Source organism: Nocardia sp. NPDC051570 (genome assembly GCF_044454005.1).
Taxonomy (GTDB): Bacteria; Actinomycetota; Actinomycetes; order Mycobacteriales; family Mycobacteriaceae; genus Nocardia.
On record NZ_JBITDI010000006.1, the window covers coordinates 388718 to 411482 of the forward strand.

22 protein-coding genes are annotated in these 22765 nt (G+C 67.0%); 3 read left to right on the forward strand and 19 right to left on the reverse strand.

Translation table 11 applies throughout. The features are described 5' to 3' along the window. The 11 genes from ACIA76_RS18005 to ACIA76_RS18055 form a co-directional block, all read right to left on the reverse strand. Complete coding sequence (locus ACIA76_RS18005; RefSeq protein WP_397152928.1) at positions 1-1632, reverse strand: ABC transporter substrate-binding protein; 1632 nt, start codon at positions 1630-1632, stop codon at positions 1-3. 5 nt (positions 1633-1637) lie between these two features. Then, complete coding sequence (locus ACIA76_RS18010) at positions 1638-3266, reverse strand: ABC transporter substrate-binding protein (RefSeq protein ID WP_397152929.1); 1629 nt, start codon at positions 3264-3266, stop codon at positions 1638-1640. A 138-nt stretch (positions 3267-3404) separates the two neighbouring features. Next, the gene (locus tag ACIA76_RS18015) at positions 3405-5186 is read right to left on the reverse strand and encodes a gamma-glutamyltransferase family protein (protein ID WP_397152930.1); all 1782 of its coding nucleotides are present in this window, start codon (positions 5184-5186) and stop codon (positions 3405-3407) included. Positions 5187-5229: 43 nt separating this feature from the next. Then, positions 5230-5814: a GTP-binding protein gene (locus ACIA76_RS18020; protein ID WP_397153073.1), complete on the reverse strand. Its 585-nt coding sequence runs from the start codon at positions 5812-5814 to the stop codon at positions 5230-5232. Next, positions 5795-6220, reverse strand: coding sequence for a DUF742 domain-containing protein (locus ACIA76_RS18025; protein WP_397152931.1), 426 nt, complete (start codon positions 6218-6220; stop codon positions 5795-5797). Before ACIA76_RS18025 ends, ACIA76_RS18020 begins: the two co-directional genes overlap by 20 nt. Further along, positions 6217-6645: a roadblock/LC7 domain-containing protein gene (locus tag ACIA76_RS18030; RefSeq protein ID WP_397152932.1), complete on the reverse strand. Its 429-nt coding sequence runs from the start codon at positions 6643-6645 to the stop codon at positions 6217-6219. The genes ACIA76_RS18025 and ACIA76_RS18030 overlap by 4 nt, the downstream gene beginning before the upstream one ends. Further along, on the reverse strand, positions 6642-9041 hold the full coding sequence (locus tag ACIA76_RS18035) for a nitrate- and nitrite sensing domain-containing protein (RefSeq protein ID WP_397152933.1): 2400 nt from the start codon (positions 9039-9041) through the stop codon (positions 6642-6644). Before ACIA76_RS18035 ends, ACIA76_RS18030 begins: the two co-directional genes overlap by 4 nt. Before the next feature lie 304 nt (positions 9042-9345). Next, the gene (locus ACIA76_RS18040; protein WP_397152934.1) at positions 9346-10350 is read right to left on the reverse strand and encodes a polysaccharide deacetylase family protein; all 1005 of its coding nucleotides are present in this window, start codon (positions 10348-10350) and stop codon (positions 9346-9348) included. 94 nt (positions 10351-10444) lie between these two features. Further along, positions 10445-11149 carry a hypothetical protein gene (locus ACIA76_RS18045; protein ID WP_397152935.1) on the reverse strand — a complete coding sequence of 235 codons (705 nt, stop codon included), beginning with the start codon at positions 11147-11149 and terminating at the stop codon, positions 10445-10447. A 273-nt stretch (positions 11150-11422) separates the two neighbouring features. Continuing rightward, positions 11423-11908, reverse strand: coding sequence for a hypothetical protein (locus ACIA76_RS18050; protein ID WP_397152936.1), 486 nt, complete (start codon positions 11906-11908; stop codon positions 11423-11425). Positions 11909-12064: 156 nt separating this feature from the next. Further along, positions 12065-13348, reverse strand: coding sequence for a lipase family protein (locus tag ACIA76_RS18055; protein ID WP_397152937.1), 1284 nt, complete (start codon positions 13346-13348; stop codon positions 12065-12067). 648 nt (positions 13349-13996) lie between these two features. Here ACIA76_RS18055 and ACIA76_RS18060 point away from each other — a divergent pair. Beyond that, positions 13997-14362 carry an Lsr2 family protein gene (locus ACIA76_RS18060; RefSeq protein WP_397152938.1) on the forward strand — a complete coding sequence of 122 codons (366 nt, stop codon included), beginning with the start codon at positions 13997-13999 and terminating at the stop codon, positions 14360-14362. 17 nt (positions 14363-14379) lie between these two features. Here the strand turns inward: ACIA76_RS18060 and ACIA76_RS18065 are convergent, their stop codons facing one another. The 3 genes from ACIA76_RS18065 to ACIA76_RS18075 are packed head-to-tail and all read right to left on the reverse strand — an operon-like array spanning position 14380 to position 17678. Further along, positions 14380-15246, reverse strand: a complete 867-nt coding sequence (locus tag ACIA76_RS18065) for an alpha/beta fold hydrolase (RefSeq protein ID WP_397152939.1) — start codon at positions 15244-15246, stop codon at positions 14380-14382. Positions 15247-15250: 4 nt separating this feature from the next. Next, positions 15251-16360 (reverse strand): amidohydrolase family protein, encoded by a 1110-nt coding sequence (locus ACIA76_RS18070; protein ID WP_397152940.1) that lies wholly within the window; start codon positions 16358-16360, stop codon positions 15251-15253. A gap of 1 nt (position 16361) precedes the next feature. Then, positions 16362-17678 (reverse strand): glutamine synthetase, encoded by a 1317-nt coding sequence (locus tag ACIA76_RS18075; protein WP_397152941.1) that lies wholly within the window; start codon positions 17676-17678, stop codon positions 16362-16364. 111 nt (positions 17679-17789) lie between these two features. On the opposite strand from ACIA76_RS18075, the gene ACIA76_RS18080 reads away from it, so the two are divergent. Beyond that, the gene (locus ACIA76_RS18080; RefSeq protein ID WP_397152942.1) at positions 17790-19298 is read left to right on the forward strand and encodes a flavin-containing monooxygenase; all 1509 of its coding nucleotides are present in this window, start codon (positions 17790-17792) and stop codon (positions 19296-19298) included. Here ACIA76_RS18080 and ACIA76_RS18085 read toward each other — a convergent pair. Together ACIA76_RS18085 and ACIA76_RS18090 are read right to left on the reverse strand one after the other, a co-directional pair. Beyond that, positions 19257-19994 carry an FAD-dependent oxidoreductase gene (locus tag ACIA76_RS18085; RefSeq protein ID WP_397152943.1) on the reverse strand — a complete coding sequence of 246 codons (738 nt, stop codon included), beginning with the start codon at positions 19992-19994 and terminating at the stop codon, positions 19257-19259. The genes ACIA76_RS18080 and ACIA76_RS18085 overlap by 42 nt on opposite strands. 52 nt (positions 19995-20046) lie before the next feature. Then, positions 20047-20580 (reverse strand): hypothetical protein, encoded by a 534-nt coding sequence (locus tag ACIA76_RS18090; RefSeq protein WP_397152944.1) that lies wholly within the window; start codon positions 20578-20580, stop codon positions 20047-20049. Between the two features lie 130 nt (positions 20581-20710). On the opposite strand from ACIA76_RS18090, the gene rplL reads away from it, so the two are divergent. Further along, the gene (gene rplL / locus ACIA76_RS18095) at positions 20711-21094 is read left to right on the forward strand and encodes a 50S ribosomal protein L7/L12 (RefSeq protein WP_397152945.1); all 384 of its coding nucleotides are present in this window, start codon (positions 20711-20713) and stop codon (positions 21092-21094) included. 43 nt (positions 21095-21137) lie between these two features. Here rplL and ACIA76_RS18100 read toward each other — a convergent pair whose 3' ends face one another. The 3 genes from ACIA76_RS18100 to ACIA76_RS18110 all read right to left on the reverse strand — a co-directional run bounded on the left by ACIA76_RS18100 (position 21138) and on the right by ACIA76_RS18110 (position 22738). Further along, on the reverse strand, positions 21138-21353 hold the full coding sequence (locus tag ACIA76_RS18100) for a hypothetical protein (RefSeq protein ID WP_397152946.1): 216 nt from the start codon (positions 21351-21353) through the stop codon (positions 21138-21140). A 268-nt stretch (positions 21354-21621) separates the two neighbouring features. Continuing rightward, positions 21622-21924, reverse strand: a complete 303-nt coding sequence (locus tag ACIA76_RS18105; RefSeq protein ID WP_397153074.1) for an ATP-binding domain-containing protein — start codon at positions 21922-21924, stop codon at positions 21622-21624. Further along, on the reverse strand, positions 21866-22738 hold the full coding sequence (locus ACIA76_RS18110; protein ID WP_397152947.1) for an alpha/beta fold hydrolase: 873 nt from the start codon (positions 22736-22738) through the stop codon (positions 21866-21868). Before ACIA76_RS18110 ends, ACIA76_RS18105 begins: the two co-directional genes overlap by 59 nt. Positions 22739-22765: the final 27 nt, after the last annotated feature.

The window sequence follows — 22765 nt, forward strand, 5'->3', positions numbered from 1 at the left end:
TCAGCTATTCCGATCCGTGACGAACGCGGCCTTGCCGAGCCGGACAGCGCCGTCGGCGTACACCTCGATCCCCGTCACCGAGGTCGAGTGCACGGTCAGATTGCGCAGCCGGTAGGTGTAGATATAGGGGTTCTCCCGCTCGATGAACCGAACGGCCTGCTCGTACAGCGCCCCGCGCCGCGCCCCGCTGGTGCTGTGCGCGGCCCAGCCGAGCACATCGTCCATCGCGGGCGAGCTGTAACCGCTGTAGTTACCGCTGGATCCGGTGGTGAGGAACCGGGAGATGTTGCCGTCCGGATCGAGCCGGCCCGACCAGCCGAGCAGCAGCGCCTCGTAGGTGCCCTTCTTCTGCGCGGTCAGCATGTCGGAGTATTCGGTGGGCACGATCCGCAGATCGAATCCGCCCTGGGCGACCTCGGCCTGCAGCGCCTGCGCGTACTGCAGCTGATCGTCGACATTCATGACCTGCATGGTGATCGGGTACGGCATCTGCACACCCGCCTGGGTGAGCAGCTGCTTGGAACGTTCCGGATCGAACTGCGGACAGGCCGTACTCGCCTGGGTCGCATACGAGGTGCGCGGCGCGATCGGCGTACACGCCGCCTCGTACCACCCCTTGAAGACCTTGTTCACCAGGTTCTGTCGATCGATGGTCAGCGACAGTGCCAACCGGATGCGCGGATCCCGGGCCAGCGGGGTGTCGATCGGCTTGATCGGTTTCCCCGCGCCGTCGACATTGCCGACATTGAGATAGAAGCCCTGAAAGCCGAACGAACCCGACACCAGCAGATGTAACCGCGGATCCGCGTTCAGCCCGTCGACGTCCTGCGGGGACATCGTGTCGGCCACCTGGATCTCCCCGGAGCGCAGGCTCGACGCGCGGGCCTTGGCATCGGGCATGATCCGATAGGTGATCGTGTCGAAGTGCACGTTCTGGGCGTCGTAGTACTGCGGATCGCGCTCCACCACGATCGAGGCGTTGGGCACCCGCTTGACGAACTTGAACGGGCCCACGCACACCGGATGGTCGCCGAAGTTCTTGCCCTCCTCCTTGATCGCCGTCGGGGACATGATCATCCCGGCCCGGTCGGCGAGCGCGGCGGTGATCGGCGCGAAGGGGGTGCTGTAGTGGATCACCACCTGATTCGATCCATCGGAATCGATATCGGTGATCGGGCCCATCTCGCCGCTGCGCTGCGAGCCCTCCATCGTGAGGTGGCGCTCGAGACTGGTCTCGACCGCCGCGGCGTTGAACGCGGTGCCGTCGGCGAACTTGATTCCGGAGCGGACCGGGATGGTGACGGTCAGTCCGTCGTCGGAGAACCGCGGCGGCCCCGACGCCAGCTGCGGGACCAGATTGCCGGAGGAGTCGTTGTCGTAGAGCTTCTCGCAGATCGTGCTCATGACATAGCGCATGTACAGCGAGCTGGAGGTCGTCGGATCGAGCTTATCGGGATCATTGGACAGACCCATCACCAGATCACCGCCCTGGCGGACCTGCTGCGTGCTGATCGGCGTGCCGTAATCGTCCATATGCGAGGCGAATTCGGTGGGCCGGGGCGTCTGCGAACAGGAGGCGAGCGCGAGGGCGGCGACGCCGAGCGCGAGGGTTCGGAGTAAGCGAATGCGCATCGGCCTCAGCCCTTATCTGTCAGATAGGCGGCCCGGCCCAGCCGCACCACGCCGTCCGGATAGGCCTCGATGCCGGTGATCTTGGTGGAGTGCACCGTCAGCACGCGAATGCGATAGGTGTAGAGGTACGGGTTGTCCTTCTGGATCGCCTGCGCCGCTTGCGCGTACAGATCGGCGCGCTGCGCGGTGTCGTTCGTGCGCGCGGCCCGGCCGAGCAGATCGTCGACCACAGGCGAGCTGTAACCCTCGTAGTTACCGCTCGAACCGCTCAGGACGAACCGGGAAATGTTGCCGTCCGGATCGAGCCGGCCCGACCAGCCGTTCAGCATCGCCTCATAGTTGCCGCGCTTCTGCACGTCCAGCAGCGTCGCGTATTCGGTCGGCACGACATTCAGCTCGAAACCGCCCGCGGCGACGCTGGCCTGCAGCGCCTGTGCGTAGCGCAGCTGATCGGGGACGTTCTGCACCGCCACCGACACCCGGTACGGAATATGCACACCGGCCTCGGTCAGCAACTGCCGCGAGCGCTTGGGATCGAATGTGGGACAGGCGGTTCCGGCGGGTGTGGCGAAGGTGCTGTTCGGCACGATCCCGGTGCACGCGGATTCGTACCAATTGTTGAATACGGTATCGACCAGAGATTGCCGATCGATGCTCAGCGACAGCGCCTCCCGCACCCGGGAATCCTTCGCGAGCGGGGTATCGATCTGCTTGGCGGGCTTACCGACGCCGTCGACATTGCCGATGTTCAGAAACAGGCCCTGGAAACCCAGCGAACCCGATTGCAGCAGACGCAATCCCGGCTCCTTCGCCAGGGCGTCGACATCCTGCGGCGAAATCGTGTCCGCCACTTGAATATCACCCGAACGCAGGTTGGCCGCACGGATATTCGCATCGGTCATGATGCGATACGTGACGGTGTCGAGATGCACCTTCTCGGCGTCGTAGTACAGCGGATCGCGCTGCACCACGATCGAGGTCTGCGGCACCCGCTTCACGAATTTGAACGGGCCGACACATACCGGATGAGTACCGAAGTTGTCGCCGGCCTTGGCGATTTCGGTGGGCGACATGATCATTCCGGCCCGGTCGGCGAGCGCGGCGGTGATCGGCGCGAACGGCTTCTTGTATTTGATCACCACCTGATCGGAACCGTCGGTCTCGATCGAGGCGATCGGGCCCATTTCGCTGGTCCGCTGCGAGCCCTTCATGGTGAGGTGGCGCTGCAGGCTGGCCTGCACCGCGGCTGAGTCGAACGGCGTGCCGTCGGCGAACTTGATTCCCGTGCGGACCGGAATGGTCACCGTCAGCCCGTCCGGGGCGACGGTCGGCAATGCGGTCGCCAACTGCGGCACCAGTTTTCCCGCCGCATCGTTGTCGTAGAGCTTCTCGCAAATCGAGCTCATGACATAGCGGGTATACAAGGAACTGGAGGTCGTCGGATCGAGCTTGTCGGGTTCATTCGACAGACCCATCACGAGATCGCCGCCCTCGCGGATCGATTGCGTACCCACGGGCGTACCGAAATCATCTGTATGCGTTGCGGTCCGGTCCGGATACTGCAACTGCGCACAGGAAGCGAGCACGACGGCGACAGCGCCGAGCCCCAGCAGCCTGGAGAGGCGAACGAGCATGGGCTACAACCTACTTCACGGTCTCTGTTTTTTCTCGTTGGAGAATAGAAGATCTTGAATTGCCGAAAAGCGGTGCGACACAGAGCGATCTCGTAATTACGGACCGCTGTGCCGAACGCTCTGTGAAGTTCTGTGAAGTTATCGCCCGGCGGCGTACCCCTGCATTCCGCGCGGATTCGCACCCGCCGACAGCACACCGGTCTCGGGATCGCGGGCCACCGCGCACAGGCGGCCCTCCGACCACGGCGTACCCACCGTGACACGGTGGCCCCGGCGCTCGAGTTCGGCGACGACCTCGGCGCCGATCCGCGATTCCACCACTACCGCACCCGGTTTCATCACGCGCGGATAGAACGAACCCGGGAAGCTTTCCTGATGCCAGTTCGGCGCGTCGATGGCGCCCTGCAGATCCCATCCGCCGCGCACCGGCTCCCGCAGCGCGACCGCGAGGAAGAAATGCAGACTCCATTGATCTTGCTGATCGCCGCCCGGAGTGCCGAATGCCAGCACCGGCGTATCGCCGCGCAATGCCAGCGACGGACTCAGGGTGGTGCGCGGGCGTCGGCCCGGCACAAGGGAATTCGGCAGATCCGGATCCAGCCACGACATCTGCAATCGGGTGCCGAGCGGGAATCCGAGTTCGGGCACCAGCGGATTGGATTGCAACCAGCCACCACTCGGCGTCGCCGCGATCATATTGCCCCAGCGATCGACCACATCGAGATGGCAGGTATCCCCGCGCGTGCCACCGGTGGGCGCCACGGTCGGCTCCCCCGCACCGATCGGAATATCCACGCCCGCGGCGGAACCGGTCCGCACGTACTCACTGAACCGCGGCTGCGCCCCGTCCGGGCTGCCCGCCCGCAGCTCCTCCGAGGACCGCGGCCCGATCAGCGCCCGCCGCGCCGCGTTGTACTCCGGCGACAACAGCGTCTCGAGCGAGACTGCGGTGCTGTCGCCGTACCAGGCCTCACGATCGGCCATGGCCAGCTTCGAACCCTCGATGAGGCGGTGGTAGTACTCGGCCGTCGCATAATCCAGGGATTCGTCCAGCAGCGCCAACTGCTGCAACAGCACCGGCCCCTGACTCCACAACCCGGGCTTGGCCACGGTCCAGCCGTTCCAGGTATAGGTCGCCGGATCCTCGTATGTCGCCGCGTAATTCGCCAGATCGTCGCCGGTCAGCGTGCCCGCGTGCCGCTCGCCGGAGGTGTCCATGGCCGGGCGCGCGGCCGCGGCCACCAGCGCCTCGGCGATGAAGCCCTCCCGCCAGACCCGCCGCGCCGCCTCGATCTGCGCCTCGCGGCCGGAACCGGCCGCCTCGGCCTCGGCGATCACGCGCCGCCAGGTCGCCGCCAATGCCGGATTGCGCAGCAGCTCCCCCGGTGCGGGCGGGCGGCCGTCGCGCAGATATACCGCCGCCGAACTCTGCCATTCGGTTTCGAACAGCTCCGCGACCTGCGCCACCGTATCGCCGATCCGCTCGACCGCCGGCACGCCGTGCTCGGCATAGCCGATCGCGTAGGACAGCACCCGGGCAAGGCTTTTCGTGCCGTGATCGCGCAGCAGTACCAGCCACGCGTCGAAGGCGCCGGGTACCGCGGCGGCCAGCGGCCCGGTGCCGGGCACCAGGTCCAGGCCGAGCGAGCGGTAATGCTCGATCGTGGCGCCGGCCGGCGCCGGACCCTGACCGCACAGCACCCGCGGCGGCTGACCGGCGGGCGCGAGGATCATCGGCACCTCACCGGCGGGACCGTTGAGATGGGGTTCGGCGATATGCAGGACGAACGCAGCGGCGACGGCCGCGTCGAAGGCGTTGCCGTCGTCCTCGAGCACCGCCATGGCGGTGGCCGAGGCGAGCCAATGGGTCGACGACACCATCCCGAAGGTGCCCTGCAGGGTCGGACGCGTGGTGAACACCGGCTGAGTATTACCTCTCGTAGTTGTTTCGTCCAGAACCGTTTCACACCGCAATGCGATGGAACAGCACCTGCTCGAGCAGCGCCACGAGTACATCGCGCACCGAATCCCGGCTTCGCGCATCGCATTCCACGAGCGGAATCCACTCCTCGAGTTCGAGCGCCTCCCGCACCTCGGCGGGCGCGAACATCCGCTCGTTCTCGAAACGGTTGATCACGACCACGAAGGGCGTGTTCTTCCTCTCGAAGTAGTCCAGCACCGGGAAGCAATCGTCGATCCGGCTGGTATCCACCACGATCACCGCACCCAGCGCGCCGTCGACCAGGTCGTCCCATAAGAAGACGAACCGGTCCTGGCCGGGGGTGCCGAACAGGTAGAGCACCAACGACTGATCCAGCGTGATCCGGCCGAAGTCGAGCGCGACGGTGGTCTCCGTCTTGTCCCCGCGCCGGCCCGGATCGTCCACATCCATCGAGGCCTCCGTCATCGCGGCCTCGGTGGCGAGTGGTTCGATCTCGGAGATCGCGCCGATGAACGTCGTCTTGCCGACGCCGAATCCACCGCTGATGACGATCTTCACCGAGGAGGGCGTGGTCGGTGCGAAGGGCTCAGAGCGCCCGGACAAGATCCCTGATCCTCTCGATCGCCGCAATGGACAGTTCGGGCGCCTCGCGCACGTTCACATAGCCCGCCGCGGCCAGATCACTCACGATCACCTTGGCCACGCCGACCGGAACATGCAGTGCCGCACCGATTTCGGCGATCGAATGCGGCTGCTGACACAGCTGCACGACGGCGCGTTGTTCGAGTTGCAGCGGCGCGGGAAGTGCCGAAGGCGGTGCCTGCACCATCGTTTCGATGCGCAGGCCGTCGATCACGGGAGTGGTGCGTCCGCCGGTGACGACGAAGGGGCGCACGAACTCGTCGTCCTCGGCCTGGTCATGATGCCCCGCTCGATGGCCGAACCAGCCGTACACGTCTTGTGTCGGGCTCGTCCCCGGGTCCGGCAACCACGGGTTGTCACTATCTCTCATCTACGCAAAGTCTCTCGCAGCTCGGAAATCAGAGCCGGATCCAGGAGCGATCCGGCACGTTCGGCCAGCACCGACATTTCGTAGCCGAGCAGGCCCACATCACAACTGCTGTCGGCGATCACGCCGAGGCAGCTGCCGTCACCCATGGCCGAGACGATGAGGAAGCCCCGCTTCATCTCGATCATGATCAGTTTCAGTCCGTCGAAGGAATAGCTGCGCGAGGCGCTTTTGGCAAGGCTGGACAGTCCGGAGACCATGGCGGCCAACCGATCCGCGGCCGCGCGGTCCAGACCGTCGGACATCGCGATGAGCAGTCCGTCGGAGGAGACCGCCACGGTGTCGCGCACGCCGGCGGTATTCCGGACGAAGTTGGCCAGCATCCAGTTGAAGGTCTGCGGGTCTGCGCTCGGCACGTGAGTGGTCACCAATTCTCCTCTGCGGTCAGCACGGTCGGGGTGGTCGTGGTGCCGCGCTCGTGTCCGGCCCGGAACGACGACAGCATGCTGCGGGTCTCCTCCGGGGATCGTTGCGGGGCGGCCCCACGTTCCGGCCGCGGGATGAGGCCGGTGTCATTGCGCGGCGGCGAACTCGTCGCCGGTTCGGCGCGAGAACGCTTGTTACGCCTGACCAAACCGTTGCGCGTGGTGGGCGTGCCGCGATCGGCCGCAGGGCGAGGCGCGGCGGCGGGCGGCGGGGCGGCCCAGGTGGCGGTCGTCGGTTCGGGCGCGGCGGTCCAGGTCGCGGTCGTCGGTTCGGGCGCCGCGGTGCGCGCGATCGCGGGTGCCGGCGGGGGCCGATCGATCGCGCGGTGGGTCACGTTATCGGCGCCCCACGACGGCTGGACCACGGTGCTGGGCGCCTTCGCCTCCACCGTGGAGGTCGGCTGATCCTGTTCCGTCGCAAGCAGTTCCGCGGGCAGCGACATCCGCGCGACGATACCGCTGACGGGCGAGGTGTTCAGTTCCACGTCGATACCCAGACGCTTCGCCAGCCGACCGACCACGTAGTGGCCCAGGTAGCGACTGGGCGCGACGATGAAGTCTTGTTCGCCGCGCAGTTTGGCATTGGACTGGGCGAGCTGCGCCGGAAGCATGCCCACGCCGTGGTCGACCACGGCGAGCATATATCCGCGCGGCCCCCGGCGGCCGTAGATCTCGACTTCCAGATCCGGCGGCGAGAACGCGAGCCCGTTCTCGATGAGTTCGGCCAGCATATGCGAGAGCTCACTGGCCGCCGCGCCGACGACGAGCACATCGTCGACACGGCGCAGCACCACGCGGCGATAGTCGTCGACCTCGGCCATACCCGCGCGAATCACGTTGGTCAGGGCGACCGGTCGCGCCAATCGACGCGGACTATTCTCGCCCACCAGCACCAGCAGGCTCTCGGCGTTGCGGCGCATGCGGGTGGCCAGATGATCGAGTTCGAACAGGTTGGCCAGACCCTGCGGATCGAGTTCCTTGCGCTCGAACTCGCTGATCAGCGAGAGCTGGCGGCGCACCAGGTTCTGATTACGCCGTGCCAGGTTGGCCATCGACTCGGTGGTGTTGCGGCGCACCAGCGCCTGCTGCGAGGCGAGTTCGAAGGCCGTGGCCTGCACGCGATCCAGGGCGCCGGCGACGGCCGCGATCTCGGTACTCGAGCCCGGCGGCATCCGCACCGGCGCGGGCGCGTCCGGCTGGCTCTCCGTGGAATGCGACCACGCCTCGATGACCTGCGGCAGGCGCCGCGAGGCCACATCGTCGGCCTCATCGGCCAATTCGGCCAGCGGCCGCACCAGCGCGCGCACCGAGGCGAGCACCAGCGCGATCATGGCGATGACGGCGATCGCCGCGCCGACGAGGAAGATGATCAGTTTCGTGGTGGCCGCGCCGCGCAGATCGTCCGCGCGGGCCTGCACCTCATTACCCACCGACTTCTGCACGGTGCGCTGCGCGTCGATGACGCCGGTCATCCGGTTCCACCAGGCCATCGGATCCACCGCGCGGGCCAGCGGGCCGTCGCCGGAGGCGAGCGCCGCGCTCTCGTCCTGCTCCGATTCCGCGGAGTTGTCGCCGAGCATCGCCTCGTCCAGATCGGCCTGCTGCCCCCGGGTCGCGAAGCGCGAGAAGCTCTGCAGCGCGGCCTGTTTATTGGCGCGGATCTCCATGAACTGCCCGTACTCGCCGCCGGAGAAATGCCCGACGACGAAGACACCGTTGAGGAAGCCGCGCTCGCGGTCGAACTGTTCCTTGGTCGCGCCGAGGGCGTAGAACGCCTGCAGTCCGCGCTGGATCTGCGGGTCGTTAGCCTGATCGAGGCCGAGGGTCAGATGATTCAGGGCGCTGACGGCGTCGGAATAGAACTGGAGCACGACCGGACGGCTGATGCGGCGGGTATCGATCTGGGTCCGGGTGTTGCCCAGCAGGTTCAGCAAGTTCTGCTGGTTGAGCGCGGAGCGCACCTCCTCGGCGCCGGGTGCGTTCGAATTCGCCGCGGACTTCACCGCGTCGAGCGTCGCATCGACGCTGTGCCGCTGATCCAGCATCGGCTGTTGCAGCCGGTTGTCACCGCTGAGCAAACCATTGGTAAGTCCGAGCTCGCGCTGGAGCTGGTCGGTCAGATCCTGCACACGCAGCGCGAGCGAGACCGCCCGCCTGGTGTCATCGGATTCGCGATAGTCCGAATACGCGCCGTAGGCGGTGACCGCCAGCAATGCGAAAACCAAGATCAGCGCGAAGGCGAGGATGCGCGACAGCTGACCGCCGATGGTGCGCGGTCGCAGAATGCCCGCCATCGCCGCGCCGAGCACCCGCCGATCAGCGGTGGACGGTACGGCCATCGAATCCGGTCTGTCTCCAGGCTTTTCCTGCCGTAGACGTAGACGCACTAACCTGCCACTCCTCGAGCCGGGGTCCGTGTCAGCGCGGCGGCTCACCGACGAGCGCACGGAAGTCTGTGTGCAAAATCCCATATGCCCACCCCGACGTCAACTCGGGAAGACTTCCCAGCCAAGGGTTTTCCATAACCTTTGGATAAGTCGTTCAATAGCGATGCGCTACAGCCGGACTCGCGCCGGACGAACGCGTTTCAATTGTGCATTGGCCACATTCGCGGAAATCCGCCGTCGACGGGCGGGAATGCGTTCAGTACGGGTTCGCGCGGCCCGCCAGCGCCGGGGACAGCTCCGCCGCCCGCTGCGCCGGGAACGAGATCTTGTTCGGATCGCCGCCGGAGGTGTAGCGGTCGGCGGGGTTGGCCGCGAGCCGATCCAGCCAGTAGGTCGAGTCGAACGGGACGTCGCTCTTACCGGAGCGGATGCGCGGGATGCCCATCCGGTCGAGCGAGCCATAGGGCGAGGGCGCCGGTTCGGCCCCGACCAGCAGCACCGCGTCGAATCGGTAGGGGACGCCCGCCCAGTTCCCCTCGGCGGCGAGGCCGTGCTCGGCCGGATAGATCCCCAGCGGCAGGGCCATGGTGTGCACCTTGCTGGCCGTGGCCGATTCGATGTCACGGACGTTGTCGGCGAATTCCCGCTGCACCCCGGCACTGTCGAGCTGGGCGAGATTGGGATGGGTCGCGGTATGCGAGCCGACCTCGTAGCCGTGGTCGACGAGCCATTTCAGCGCGCCCGGGGCGTTGCCGAACGGTTCGCTGTTGACATAGAAGGTGGCCCGCGCCCGGAAGTCCGGATGCTGTCCCGCGAATTCCTCGAGGATCGCGACCGCGGTATCGGGCACCAGCCCGCCGTCGGGTGTGAACGCCAGCTGGCTGGTGGTCGAATCATCGAAGGTGAGTACGACCGCGTGCGTTCCGGCCGGAATGCCGATCGTGCCCGCGACGTAGTCGGCGACGGTCACCGGACGATAGCCCTCGCGATAGAGCCGGTCGAGCTCGGCGCGGAACTTCGCGGGCGTCTGGTCGTATTCACCGGCCGGGTCGGCAATGATCTGGTGGTACATCAGGATCGGAACGGTGCCCAATTCGTTGGCCCCGACGGCCGCGGGCATCACCGACGCGGACGGGGCGGCCCGCCCGCGCGCCACCGGCGCGGGCCCCGGCGACGTCGCCTGCAACGTACACCCCGCCACCGCCGTCATCACCACGACCGACAGCATGGTTCTCCCGCGCAAACCCCTGTTCGTCGCCACGCGCCAACGGTACGGCGCACCAGACATTTCCGACCGCAGCAACACGGCAGCAATCGCACGGCGGCCAGGGCCACCGCCGTGCGATCGATCCGATTCAGCGACTACCCGCCGCGGCGGCCTGCTCGGTCGCCTGGGTCGGGCTGTTCACGCCGATGCTGTCGATATGGCAGCGAGCGCCGTCGACGGCCGGCGGGGAGATGCGCCCACCGGTGCCGGTATAGGTCAGCTCCGGATGCAGGCAGCTGTCATCGGCGCGGTCCCGGAAGGTGATCGTGGTGTCGGAGAAGTCCAGTCGCCCGGCCAGGCTCGCGTTGTTCCACGGTTCGATCGCGAACAGCGCCATATTCTGCGCCTGCTCCCCCATATCGATCGAGAAGTCCACCGAGCCGGACCGTCCGGTGACGGTCTGCTTCCACACGCCGGTCGCCGGGTCGAGGACCATATCGACGTCGAGGACCTCACCCACCCGCACCGACATCGCCTGGCCCGAGCGACAGCCCGAGTAGTCCGGATCGTTGCCGACATTGACATACATCGCGGCGATCCACCACGTCGAATAGGCGGACGGCTGCGAATCCGGGGCGCAGCTCTGTCCCCAGGTCAGCACCGGCTGCAGCACTCCGAGTCCGATCGGATCGTAGTTCCGACCGCCGGGGCGCGGCTCGAGTCCCGGCCACAGGAACATCGTTCCCACCTGGGGAGGCTGCGCCGGAACCGTGAAATGCGTTTGCAGCCGGACGATCTCGTTCGCGGCCGGAATCTTGAAGTACACCCGCGACTGTTGATCGGGCGCGCGCACCTCACCCGGGGCGATCGTGGCATCCGGCTGCGGCGCGGGCGCGCCCCCCGGCGGCTGCCCCCACGACCCCGGCAGCCCCAGGAAAGTAGTTGCGAGTAGCGAGATTACGAGGGCAGACGCGAACCGTCCCAGCCCTCTCGGTATGCGGTTCATACTTCCGCATGGAATCACGCCACCCGCACACCCGCCGCCGAATCACCCACCGAGCACCCACAATTGGAATCGCCGTAACCAAACCCCCTACGCACTAACGTCTTTCACGCATTCTCTCGCTCAGCGCGGCGGCAGCGGAATCGGGCTGGGCTCATGAACATTCACGACCACGACCACATCGCCGTAGCGCGCCGCCCCGCGGGCCATCCGATGGCCGATGCGCGCCACGGACAGCCGCCAGCCGTATTTGGTGGTCATGGCGAGGTGAACATGGTCGAGGAGGCTGCCCACGGTGACGAGCTGGGCCCAGCCCTGCCGTTGATGCGAACCCATGGCGGGACTGCCGTGCCAGTCGCCGGGTTGGACGAGAACGCGTCCGTCGGCGGTGAGTTGGCGCGCCTCCGGGGAATAGGAGGAGACACGGAAGGCGAGCTGACGCTCGCCCAGCGGGATCACCAGACGGGCCGCGGAGATGAGCTTTCCGGGGCCCGCGACCCGGGTGACCAAAACTGTTTTGGCGCTTGCCCATTGGCTGCGGGCGGCACGCTCGGGCCGCACGGGCCGTAGCCGTGGGTGGGTGCCTTGAGCATCGAGGGTGTTTGTCATGGCTTCGACCTTTCCGGGCGACGATCACACGATGGGGCTCGGTGTCGGACACGGCGGCCGAGACGGAACATCGGCGCGGCCAGCCACTTTCGATACTCCAGAAGTTGGCGAGGCCTGACAACAACGCTGGTCAGGCGCCCACCCGCGGCTCCGCCCCTAGGTTTGGCAGAGCACCGGCCCCGGATCGCCGCCGCGCAGCACCCAGCTGAGCCAGGCGTCGGCGGGCTGGTAGGCGATCAGCTCCGCGGAGACGTGCTCGCTCATCGGAATGGTGAACCAGCGCAGGTTGACACCCGATCGGCAGTACGCCTGCTCGACCGGCATGATCGCGTTCAGCGGGATGAGCTGATCGGTCATCGAATGCCACATGAAGATCGGGATATCCGGCCTGTTCTCCGGATTGCCGAAGCTGATGTCGTGGAGCAGCTGCTGAATCTCCGGACGCCGCAGGAGATCCGGATCCTTCAGGAACTTCGCCATCGGCGGGGTCAGCAGGCCGGTGGCCACCTCGGTCCAGAGGCAGCGGCCGCTCATGTTCCGCATATAGGCCACCCCCTCGGGGGTGAGCAGATCGTCCATTCTCAGCACATCCGGATAGTCCTTGGCGAGTCCGGACACGATCGACCACAGCGCCCACTGCGCCGAGACGGTGTAGAACGTGGTGGGCCCGATCATCCGATCGAACAGCGCGGCCTTATCGCCCGCGACGCCGCCCTGCGCGGAACCGAGGATCCGCAATTCGGGGGCGTAGGCGGCATGCTGCTCGGCCGCCGAGGCCGACGCATTGCCACCGCCGGAGTAGCCGTACAGGCCCACTCCCGAATCCCGCAGTCCCAGTGTGGCATCGCGCTGCACCGCGCGAATCCCGTCGAGCACCATGCGGCCCTCCGACGCGCTGAGCCAGGAGTTCTTCTTGCCGTTGAAGTCCGGAATCGCCACCGCCATACCCTGCTCCAGGAAGTATTGGATCAGCGTGATCTCCTTGAACAATCCCGCGCGCAGCGTGTACGAGGGATTGCAGATCGAGGCCGTGCTGTCGAGCGCCTCCTGATACGACACCAGCGGCCGCGGGCTGCCGGTCCACGGAATGCCGGGCACCAACACGGTCGTCGCGGTGACGAGCGGATTGTCGTGGGGATCGGTGGTGCGATACAGAATCTGCTTGGTGGCCACGGGAATCGGTATGCCGAGCGCATAGGACTGCACGTCCCGGGTGCGCACGATATCGCCGTTGTGCAACTCCGCCAGATCGTCGGGGTCGTCGTACCAGGGGTCCTGATCCGGTGTCGGAAGCGGAACCACCGCGGGATAGATCTGCTCTTCGCTCGGTACCGGGGGCGGTGGCGGCTGATCCGAATCGGCCCAAGCGGTTGTCGCCGTGGCGACCATCAAACAGGCTCCCAACGCCAGGACCGCGGGCCGCCCGAGACGTGCAAACATCGACTTCTCCTACCAGTGCGGAAGGTAGGCGGCCATTGTGAGCCCGCACACCTCCCTGTGTGATATCCACAACACACCAGTTGGAATCAACGCGGTAGCTGCAGTTTCACATACCCGGTACGACAAGTATCAGACAAAGTGCACAATAATCCCCGGATTCCAGCCGAATTCCTCCACGCGGGAACGAATTGACGCGGCCATCGTTCCACAGCGCCCGGTCGCCACCGGCCGCCTTCGCCTAAGACGTTGCGGCACAAGCGATATCGCCGACCGCCGTCGATTCCGGATTATCCGAGAGTGCGTCCGTCCCCGGCGTCCGGCGCATCCTCGGGAATAGGCCGGAAAAGGACACCGGCGACCACCCGTGACGCGACAAAAAGAGCATCCGAGGGCATTACCACACCCGCTCCGGATCGACCGGAGCGGCCGCCGCCCGAGCCGGGCCATTTCAATCGGCTGCGCTATCGGCGACCCTATCGGCGACGAAACGGACAAGCGCGCGTTGATTCGATCGACCCTCACCAGCGCATCCCATACACCCCGGTCCGACCTGGGCGCCTGCCGCTCCCGCGGCACCGGCGAATTGCGCGAACAAAGGCGTGCCACCGACCCGGAAAAGCGCCGCCGACGAGATGATAGTCTTGCCGAATGGCGCAGAAGACAATTGTCGAAACCTATGACGACCTGACCGGCGAGCGGATCGACACCGACATCGTCCCCACCCCGACGATCTCCTTTGCGGTCGACGGTATCGAATACGAAATCGAGCTGGGCGCGAAGAACCGCGACAAGTTCTATGCCGCGATGGGCCCCTACACGGACGCCGCCCGCCGCATCGGCGGACGCCGCGGACGTAAGGCCGCCACCGCGACGGGCACGGGCTCCGCATCGGGCCTGAGCAAGGCGGAATCCAACAAGATTCGCGAGTGGGCCCAGTCCACCGGACGTAAGGTCTCGGCCCGCGGCCGTCTGCCCAAGGACCTGGTCGAGGCCTACCGCGACGCCAACAACTGATCGCCGCGGCGAGCGCCTCAGGCTCTACCGGGCTCGTCGGCGTGCATCGCGGCGAGAATCGTCTCGGCGTGGTCCACGATCAGCAGATGCCCGGCATCCGGAACGACAATCGCTCGGCCGCAAGGAAGTTCGGCGGCAAGTCGGCGCGCATCGGCGACGGGGACGTTACGGTCCCCGTCGCCGTGCCAGATCTGCACCGGGTTGGTGATCTCGGCGAGCCGGAAGCCCCAGTCGCGGGTGAACAACAGCCGCATATCCGTCGCGACTCCGCGGCTTCCCTGCCGAAAGGCCTCGGCCACATTGGCCGACAGTGCCATCAGCACCTCGGGATGTTCGGCCACCCGATCCCGATCCACCGCCGGCATCCCGGCGACCATCTCGGCCACCCCGCCCGGCCGTCGCACCCGGGCCGCCAGTAGCGCCGCGACGGGGCGTGCCAGAGCCGGGAACCGCCGCAGCACCATCAGATTTCGCCGCTCGGCATCATGCTCGGCCACGGGGGCCACCGAACTCACCAGCACCACCGAGCTCACCCGGTCCGCCAGCCCGTGCGCACACGCCAGCGCATACGGCCCGCCGCCCGAGACGCCGACGACGGCGAACCGCTCCAGACCGAGCCGATCGGCAAGCGCCGCCACGATATCCGCCCACTCCGCGACCCGTCGCCGCCGGATGAACGAGGACAATCCGATACCCGGCCGATCGACGGCGATGACCCGCAGCCCCGATGCCGCGGCCGCCGCGTCGAGGGCGAGCGCCTCCAGGCGCGACCCGGGGATGCCGTGGCTGTACAGCACCGGGCTCCCGCCCCGATCGCCGTATTCGACGTATCCGGCGATATGGCCCCCGGGCAGCGTAATCGTCTGCGGCGCGGTTGAAATCACGCGCTCAGCGTAGCGGCCGATCGGACGAATCCGGCCTATGCCCGAACCGGGGTGTCGCGCCCGGATACAGCCGCGCGGCATTGCCCGCGCCGACGGCGGCGACCAGCTGCTCGGCATCGGCGACGGTGATGGCATCGTCGGCGATCCACTCGTCGAGCACCTGCCCCAGACCGCGCCGCCACAACCGCGCCCCCAGATAGTGCAGCTCCGCGAGCCCGCACCCGTCCGACGAGTAGCCCAGTCGGGCGAACGGCGCCAGCTCCAGTGCCTCGGCCAGCACCGCCGAAGCACGGTGTCCCACATGGGGAATCGTCAGCCCGAGGTCCAGGTGCACGTGGCCGAACACATTCGCCAGATAGGCGGCATTGCGATGGAACGGCCAGCAGTGCAGCAGCACCACGGTCGCGCCGGTGTCCTCGGTGGCGCGCAGAAAGTCGGTGAGCAGCAACGGATCCGCGCGCCGCAGCCGCAGATCGGTATCCCCGAATCCGGTGTGGAACTGCAGCGGCAGGCCCGTCTCGGCCGAGATCCGGGCCGCGAGTCCGACCAGCCAGCTCAGCACCCGGGGATCGGTCAGGCGCGAGCCGGAGACCGCGCTCGCGGCCGGTGGAACACCGTGCGCCGGGAAGTCCAATCCGCAGCGATAGGCCGCGATCGTCTTCAAACCCGCCGCACCCCGGGCACTGTCCCGCAGCGCCCGCTCGATCTCGTCGAAAACCGCCGCGGTGAGCCCATATTCGGCGATGACCCGCTCGGCTACCGATTCGATGCGCACGATCTCGGCGACCTCGCCGCCGCACAGCTCGGCGAATGCCGGATCGAATCCGAATCCGGTGTCCACCAGCCATCGCGATACCTCCGCCGCGCGCAGCAGCCGCGCGGAGACCTCCCGCCACCCCAATTCGCCTCGGCGCGCCAGATACTCCTCCGCCGGCGCATGCGCGGGTAGCCCGAGAACCGGTGCGCACCAACGCCTTACGGCCAGCCCGAGCGCCGACTCGAAACTCCCGCGCCGCCCCTCGCCGAGCAGCGCTTCGAACTCCGGCCGATTCAGATCGGCGGCCACGATGCCGTGGCAGTGCTGATCGATGAGCTCGATCTCGTCGGTGAGCACGTCAGAACCGCCAACGGGTCAACTCGACCAGCTCCGCCGCGCCCGCCCCGCCGTACCGATCGGCCTCGGCGCGGCGCACGGTCACCAGGGCGTCATGCAGTTCGGGCCCCATCGCCTCGGCCAGCACCTTGGATTCGGTCAGCCGCTCGGCCGCCTCCGCCACCGTCGCGGGCAGCCGAGCCACACCCGCCGACTCATCGAAACCTGCTGGATCACCATGGATTTCGGCGGGCAACCGCAATTCCTCGGCCACCCCCGCCAGCCCCGCGGCGATGACCGAGCCGACCACCAGATACGGGTTCCCGGTGGCATCAAGACATTTCACCTCGGCATTGGCCGCCCACTCCTCGGTGCCGCGCATCCCGGTGATCAGCCGCAGCCCCGCCTCCCGGGTCTCGCGCCCCCAGCACTGCCACGCCCCGGCCCAGCGCGAGGGCAGCAACCGCAGGAAGCTGGCCGGATTGCCCGCCCCGACCGCGACCAGTGCGGGCAACTCCCGCAGCACACCCGCCAGGAATGCCTCGCCGACCGGACGCAGACCGTATCGCCCGTCGCCCCCGGCGAACAGCGGACCGCGCTCATCGTGCAGCGACAGATGCAGATGCGCCCCCGAGCCGGTGCCGTCGGGCTCGATGCAGGGCGCCAGCGAGGCGCGCCAGCCGTGCCGCAGGCTCACCTGACGAATCGTATGGCGCACCAGCACCGCATCGTCGGCCGCCGCGACCGGAGCGGCGGGCGCTACCGACAACTCCAGTTGCGACAGTGCGTATTCGGGATGGAACTGCTCCACGCTCACGCCCTGGCGGTCCAGCGCGCCGACGAGTTCGCGCGCGTAGTCGGCCACCCGCCCGAGCCGGATGATCCCGTATCCGGGCCCGGTCACGACCGGGGTGAACGCATCCTCGTCCGCGCCCACGGCCCATTCGGTCTCGAACGCCATCGACAGCCGCAGCCCCTCGCGCCCGGCCGCCTCGGCCTGGCGGGTGGCGAAATGCCGCTGACAGCCCGGATAGCGCTCGCCGTCCTGAGTGAACTTGTCGGCGGGCGCCCAAGCCCAACCCGGTTGGAACACAAGTTCGGTCAGCCGCGACAGATCGGGAACCAGCCGCAGATCGCCGTCGGGTCCGGTGAGATACCGCCCCGCGTTCATCACATCGTCGAAACTGAAGGCGTCGAATGTGGGTGAGGCTCCCACGCCGTACCGCGCCGCATGCGAAAGCCGCTGCATCGGAACCGCTTTCACCCTCGTAATCCCCGCATTGTCCACGAATGAGAAGGCGACGAGCTGGGCAGCGATCCGGTCCGGCATCGAGGACATGATCTCCACGATAGTGCGCCGAGGACGCCTATTGTCGGAGAAAAGTGTATGTGACAGGATGTAGCGGTAACATGGAGTTGGATGTACGCAACGTGGCGGAAGGTCGGCCGGATGAGCGAGAACCACTTCGACGTGCTGATTATCGGAGCGGGAGTCTCCGGTGTCGGTGCGGCCTGCCATCTCACGCGCGAACTGCCGGAACTCAGCTATGCGATCCTCGAACGCCGTGATCGCATCGGCGGCACCTGGGATCTGTTCAAGTATCCGGGTATCCGCTCCGATTCCGATATGTACACCTTCGGCTATCACTTCCGCCCCTGGCGCGGAACCCAGGTGCTCGCCGACGGCGCGAGCATCCGCGGTTACGTGCAGGAGACCGCCGACGAATACGGCGTCACCGGGCGCATCCGCTTCGGCCGCCGGGCCGCCCGCGCCGCCTTCGACACCACCGCCGGGTTGTGGACCGTACAGACGGTCGACGAAACCACCGGCGAGACAATGGAATACACCAGCCGCTTCCTGGTGGGCTGCACCGGCTACTACGACTACGACGGCGGCTATCGCCCGAGCTTCCCCGGCGAGGAATCCTTCACCGGCCGGATCGTCCACCCGCAGCAGTGGCCCGACGATCTGGACTACGAGGGCAAGCGCGTGGTGGTCATCGGCAGCGGCGCGACGGCGGTCACGCTGGTGCCCGCCCTGACCGATAAGGCCGCGCACGTCACGATGTTGCAGCGCTCGCCGACCTATATCCTGCCGGTTCCCGCCGAGGATCCGGTGGCCGTGGCCCTGCAGCAGCTGCGCGTCCCCGCACCGGTGATCTACCGGATCGGCCGGGCGCGCAATATCGCGTTGCAGCGCGGGGTGTTCCAGCTCTCGCGCTCGCGGCCTCGGCTGGCGCGGCGGCTGATGCTCGGCGCGGTCCGGGCTCAATTGCGCGGCAAGGTCGATATCAGCCACTTCTCGCCCAAGTACAACCCCTGGGACGAGCGGCTGTGCGTGGTCCCGAGCGGCGACCTGTTCCGGGTGTTGCGCCGCGGCCAGGCATCGGTGGTCACCGACACCATAGAAACCTTCACCCCCAACGGCATTCGGCTCGCCTCGGGCGAGGAGCTCCCGGCCGATATCATCGTCAGCGCGACGGGCCTGGTCATCCAGTTCGCGGGCGGCATGGAACTCGAGGTCGACGGCAGGCCGGTGACCACGCACGACCGGGTGATCTACAAGGGCGTCATGCTCGACAGCGTCCCCAATGCCATGGTCATCCTCGGATACACCAACGCGTCGTGGACGCTGAAGGCCGATCTCGCGGCGGAGTACTTCTGCCGCCTGCTGGCCCATATGTCCCGCCGCGGCTATACCCAGGTCGTCGCCCGCGCCGAGGACGGCGATCGCGGTACCGAATCCATGATGGGCGACGCGCTGAAATCGGGTTACATCAAGCGCGGCGACGCCATCAGCCCGCGCCAGGGCACCCGCGACCCGTGGAAGATCCTCAACAACTTCTATATCGACTCGGTGCGGCTGCGCTACGGCCGGGTCGAGGAGGCGCACCTCGAATTCCGCCGCGGCACGGCGCTATCCGAGGTCGTCGACGCCGATTCGACCGCGGTCGCATAGGTCGGCGGCCTCGGTCGCACAGCCCCAGGACATGGCGATGCCGACGCTGCCGTGCCCGTAGTTGTGCACCACCAGCCGATCTCCGCGCCGCTGCGATTCCACCCGGATACTGGGCCGTCCCGGCCGCAGCCCGACCTCGACGCCGAGCAGCCGCGCCCCGGCGAGCCGGGGCTCGATGTCGATGCAGCGCTTCAGGATCTGCTCGGTCTGCTCCGGATCGGGTTCGGTATGCCAGTCATCGACCCCGGCGACGCCGCCCAGCACGACGCGTTCGGCATGCGGGAAGAAGCTGGTCCATTCGGTGCCTCCGCCGCCCTCCACGAAGAAGTCGGTCAGGCCCGGATTCTCCAGCATCACATGCTGTCCGCGCACCGGCCGCAGCTGCGTATCGCCGGCCAGTTCGCGTGCGCCCAGTCCCGCGCAGTCGACGACGATCGGCGCGTCCGGCTCCTCGAGATCGCGTACCGTACCCAACTCCACTCGCCCACCGGCCGATTCGAAGCGATCGCGCAGGTAGCGCAGATAGCGCGGCATATCGATCAGCGGTGTCGACATCCAGAACGCGACCGGGAATCCGGCATGCTCCGCCTCAGTACACGGTCGATAGCCCGGAAGTGCTGCCGCCCAGGCTGGTTCCTCCGCATCGAGCCGAGATACCATGCGCCCCTGCGCCATCCGCACCCCGGTCCCAAGCATGACCGCGATCACGCGGGGCGGCTCCGACTTTCGCCGAACTTCCCCGATGCCGTCACACTCGGGTGAGGATCCAGCGAGCCCCGGTGGTGTCCGCGGCGGCGCCGACGACCACGGCGGCGACATTGCCCCCGGCCTTGTTGGCATACATCTTGAACGTTCGGTTGGCGAAGTAGGTGATGCTGTAGCTGCCGCTGCTCGGCGAGGGCTCGACCAGCCAGACGTCGCCGGGGGCGCTGTCGGCGGCGACGGTATTGCACGGCCCCTGTTCGATCTCGGTGGCCGTGGTCTTGTTCTCGACCGGGCGCAGGCACATCCCGCTGGCCGTGTTCTGAATGCGCAGGGTGGGTTCGTAACTCATCGAGGGCGTCCAGAGCAGTCGCCACTGATCGGCGCCATCGGCGGCCAGGGCCAGCACCGGACTGCGCGCCAGCGTGCTCGCGGGAACCACACGGTAGCCGGGATAGGGCTCCCAGAAGATCCGATAGACCGAATCGGGCCGGATCGGGTCCGCCGTGGCCGGGACGGCGAGCATCCCCCACCCGATCAGGCCCGCGCCGAGCACTCCGAACAACCGCCGAGCAACCATCGACATCCCTTCGCGCCGAGTATCGCTGCCGCGGCCGGGCAGCATCTACTATTCGACGCCGGGATGTCGATGGTTCGCTTTTGCGCCTATTATGGATTCATCCCCTGGTCAGCGCTATAAGGGACAGATCATGGCCAAGATGACCACCACCGAACTCCTCGACGTCTTCAAAGGCATGACGCTGCTCGAGCTTTCGGAGTTCCTCACGGCATTCGAGGAGGAGTTCGGCGTCACCGCCGCCGCACCCGTCCTCGCACCCGCCGCCCCGACCGCGGTCGCCGAGGCGGCCCCCGAGGAGCAGGACGAATTCGATGTCGTCCTGGAATCGTTCGGGGATAAGAAGATCCAGGTCATCAAGGCCGTGCGGGAGATCGTGCCGGGGCTGGGGCTGAAGGAGGCCAAGGATCTGGTCGAATCCGCGCCGAAGGCCGTGCTGGAGGGGGTCGGCCGGGATGCGGCCGGGATCGCGAAGGCCAAGCTCGAGGGCGCGGGGGCGCGGGTCGTGGTGAAGTGACGCGGGAGCGCTGCGATGGGCCGGGCCCACCGCAGCGTGCTCATCAGTTCGACGGCGGGTCGTAGTAGTACTTCAGGTCGGGAGAGATCAGACTGCCGTCATTCGGATACGGATAGCAGGGGCTGTAATTTCCCGAATCCTGCGATGCGGCTTCGCATGCGGCCTTACCGGTTGGTTCGCCATTGGCGACGAACGGCCCGACCGAGTTCGGCCCGGGAGTGATGCTGTCCGCCGCCGCGACCCCGACCGACCCGATCACAATTCCGAACGTAATGGCTCCCGCCGCAATAAATCTTGTCAACACTGCATTCCTCCAACCAGGATCTCCAAGCCGATCCTTGCCGAGTAGACCAGAGTCGCGGTCGCTCGTCAACGCATCATCGACATCACGAGATGTGTTGTGCCGCAGTGCCTTTCGGTTACAGGTGGTGAATTTCGTGAATTGCCGGAATCAGTACCCGCTGGACCGGAACATGTTTTCACCAATCTGTCAGTTGGCTGTGACTTGACTGCGAAACAATTGTGGATCAATCCATTCGGAGCGCCGGAGGCAACGGCTGCGAGGCGACGATGTGCAGCCGTTGGGTCGCACGGGTCAGTGCGACATACAAATCGGCCGCGCCGAACTCGGAACCAGCCGCAATCGCGCTCGGCTCGACCAGGACGACCACGTCGAACTCCAACCCCTTGGACGCGGCCGGAGTCAGTACCGCGCAGTCGAGATCCAGGCCGTGACCCTCCGGCGCGATGACCGCCAGCGAGCCGGTCTCGCTATACCAATTCCGCGATGTTGTCGGCGAAGGTTTCCCACAGCTCGCGCGGCAGCGAATGTCCCATGCCCTCGAAGGTCAGCAGTTTCGCGCCCGCGATCGCCGCGGCCGTCGCCCGGCCGCCGCTGATATCCAGGACGGGATCATCGGTCCCGTGCATCACCAATGCCGGCACGCGCAGCTCGCGCAGCCGCGCCGTGCGATCGCCCGAGGCCACGACCGCCACCGCCTGACGCAGCATCGCGGTCTGGTCGTGATCGCGATCCCAGCAGCGCCCGGCCACCTCGGCCACGGCCTCGGCGTCGAAGGCATATCCCGGCGAACCGAGCGCGCGCAGCACCCGCACCCGCCAATCGACGAACCCCGCACGGTCGCGCGGCGGCTCGCCCTGCGACCGGAACGCAGCCATATTGGTGCGCCCGACCTCGGGATTCCCGGTGGTGGACATGATCGAGGTCAACGACCGCACCCACCGCGGATGTTCGATCGCCATCGTCTGCCCGATCATCCCGCCCTGCGAGGCGCCCACGATATGAGCGCTGTCATATCCGAGCGCATCGAGCAGCCCGACCGCGTCCGCGGCCATATCCGACAGCGTGTACGGCACGGTCGAGAAGTCCCCGGCCATCGCCGCCTGGAAGTCCGGCGCGGGCGCATCGGAGAAATGCGTCGACAGGCCCGCGTCCCGATTGTCGAACCGAATGACATGCAGCCCACGCTCGACCAGCGCCGCGCAGAATCCGTCCGGCCAATTGATCAACTGTGCCCCGCCACCCATGATCAACAATACCGGCGGATCATCCGGATCACCCAACCGCTCATAAACCACATCGATCGTCGACGGCCCGACGCCACATGCCTTTTCCTCGGTCATTGCACTCCCCTGATCCCGGCTCGCTTT

Excerpts from the sequence above, each read along its gene's own strand:
- ACIA76_RS18090 (WP_397152944.1), bottom strand. The coding sequence starts at position 20,580 with ATGGTTGCTCGGCGGTTGTTCGGAGTGCTCGGCGCGGGCCTGATCGGG.
- ACIA76_RS18005 (WP_397152928.1), bottom strand. The coding sequence starts at position 1,632 with ATGCGCATTCGCTTACTCCGAACCCTCGCGCTCGGCGTCGCCGCCCTC.
- ACIA76_RS18050 (WP_397152936.1), bottom strand. The coding sequence starts at position 11,908 with ATGACAAACACCCTCGATGCTCAAGGCACCCACCCACGGCTACGGCCC.
- ACIA76_RS18055 (WP_397152937.1), bottom strand. The coding sequence starts at position 13,348 with ATGTTTGCACGTCTCGGGCGGCCCGCGGTCCTGGCGTTGGGAGCCTGT.
- ACIA76_RS18080 (WP_397152942.1), top strand. The coding sequence starts at position 17,790 with ATGAGCGAGAACCACTTCGACGTGCTGATTATCGGAGCGGGAGTCTCC.
- ACIA76_RS18110 (WP_397152947.1), bottom strand. The coding sequence starts at position 22,738 with ATGACCGAGGAAAAGGCATGTGGCGTCGGGCCGTCGACGATCGATGTG.
- ACIA76_RS18085 (WP_397152943.1), bottom strand. The coding sequence starts at position 19,994 with ATGCTTGGGACCGGGGTGCGGATGGCGCAGGGGCGCATGGTATCTCGG.
- ACIA76_RS18060 (WP_397152938.1), top strand. The coding sequence starts at position 13,997 with ATGGCGCAGAAGACAATTGTCGAAACCTATGACGACCTGACCGGCGAG.
- ACIA76_RS18025 (WP_397152931.1), bottom strand. The coding sequence starts at position 6,220 with ATGAGAGATAGTGACAACCCGTGGTTGCCGGACCCGGGGACGAGCCCG.
- ACIA76_RS18075 (WP_397152941.1), bottom strand. The coding sequence starts at position 17,678 with ATGTCCTCGATGCCGGACCGGATCGCTGCCCAGCTCGTCGCCTTCTCA.
- rplL (WP_397152945.1), top strand. The coding sequence starts at position 20,711 with ATGGCCAAGATGACCACCACCGAACTCCTCGACGTCTTCAAAGGCATG.
- ACIA76_RS18010 (WP_397152929.1), bottom strand. The coding sequence starts at position 3,266 with ATGCTCGTTCGCCTCTCCAGGCTGCTGGGGCTCGGCGCTGTCGCCGTC.
- ACIA76_RS18035 (WP_397152933.1), bottom strand. The coding sequence starts at position 9,041 with ATGGCCGTACCGTCCACCGCTGATCGGCGGGTGCTCGGCGCGGCGATG.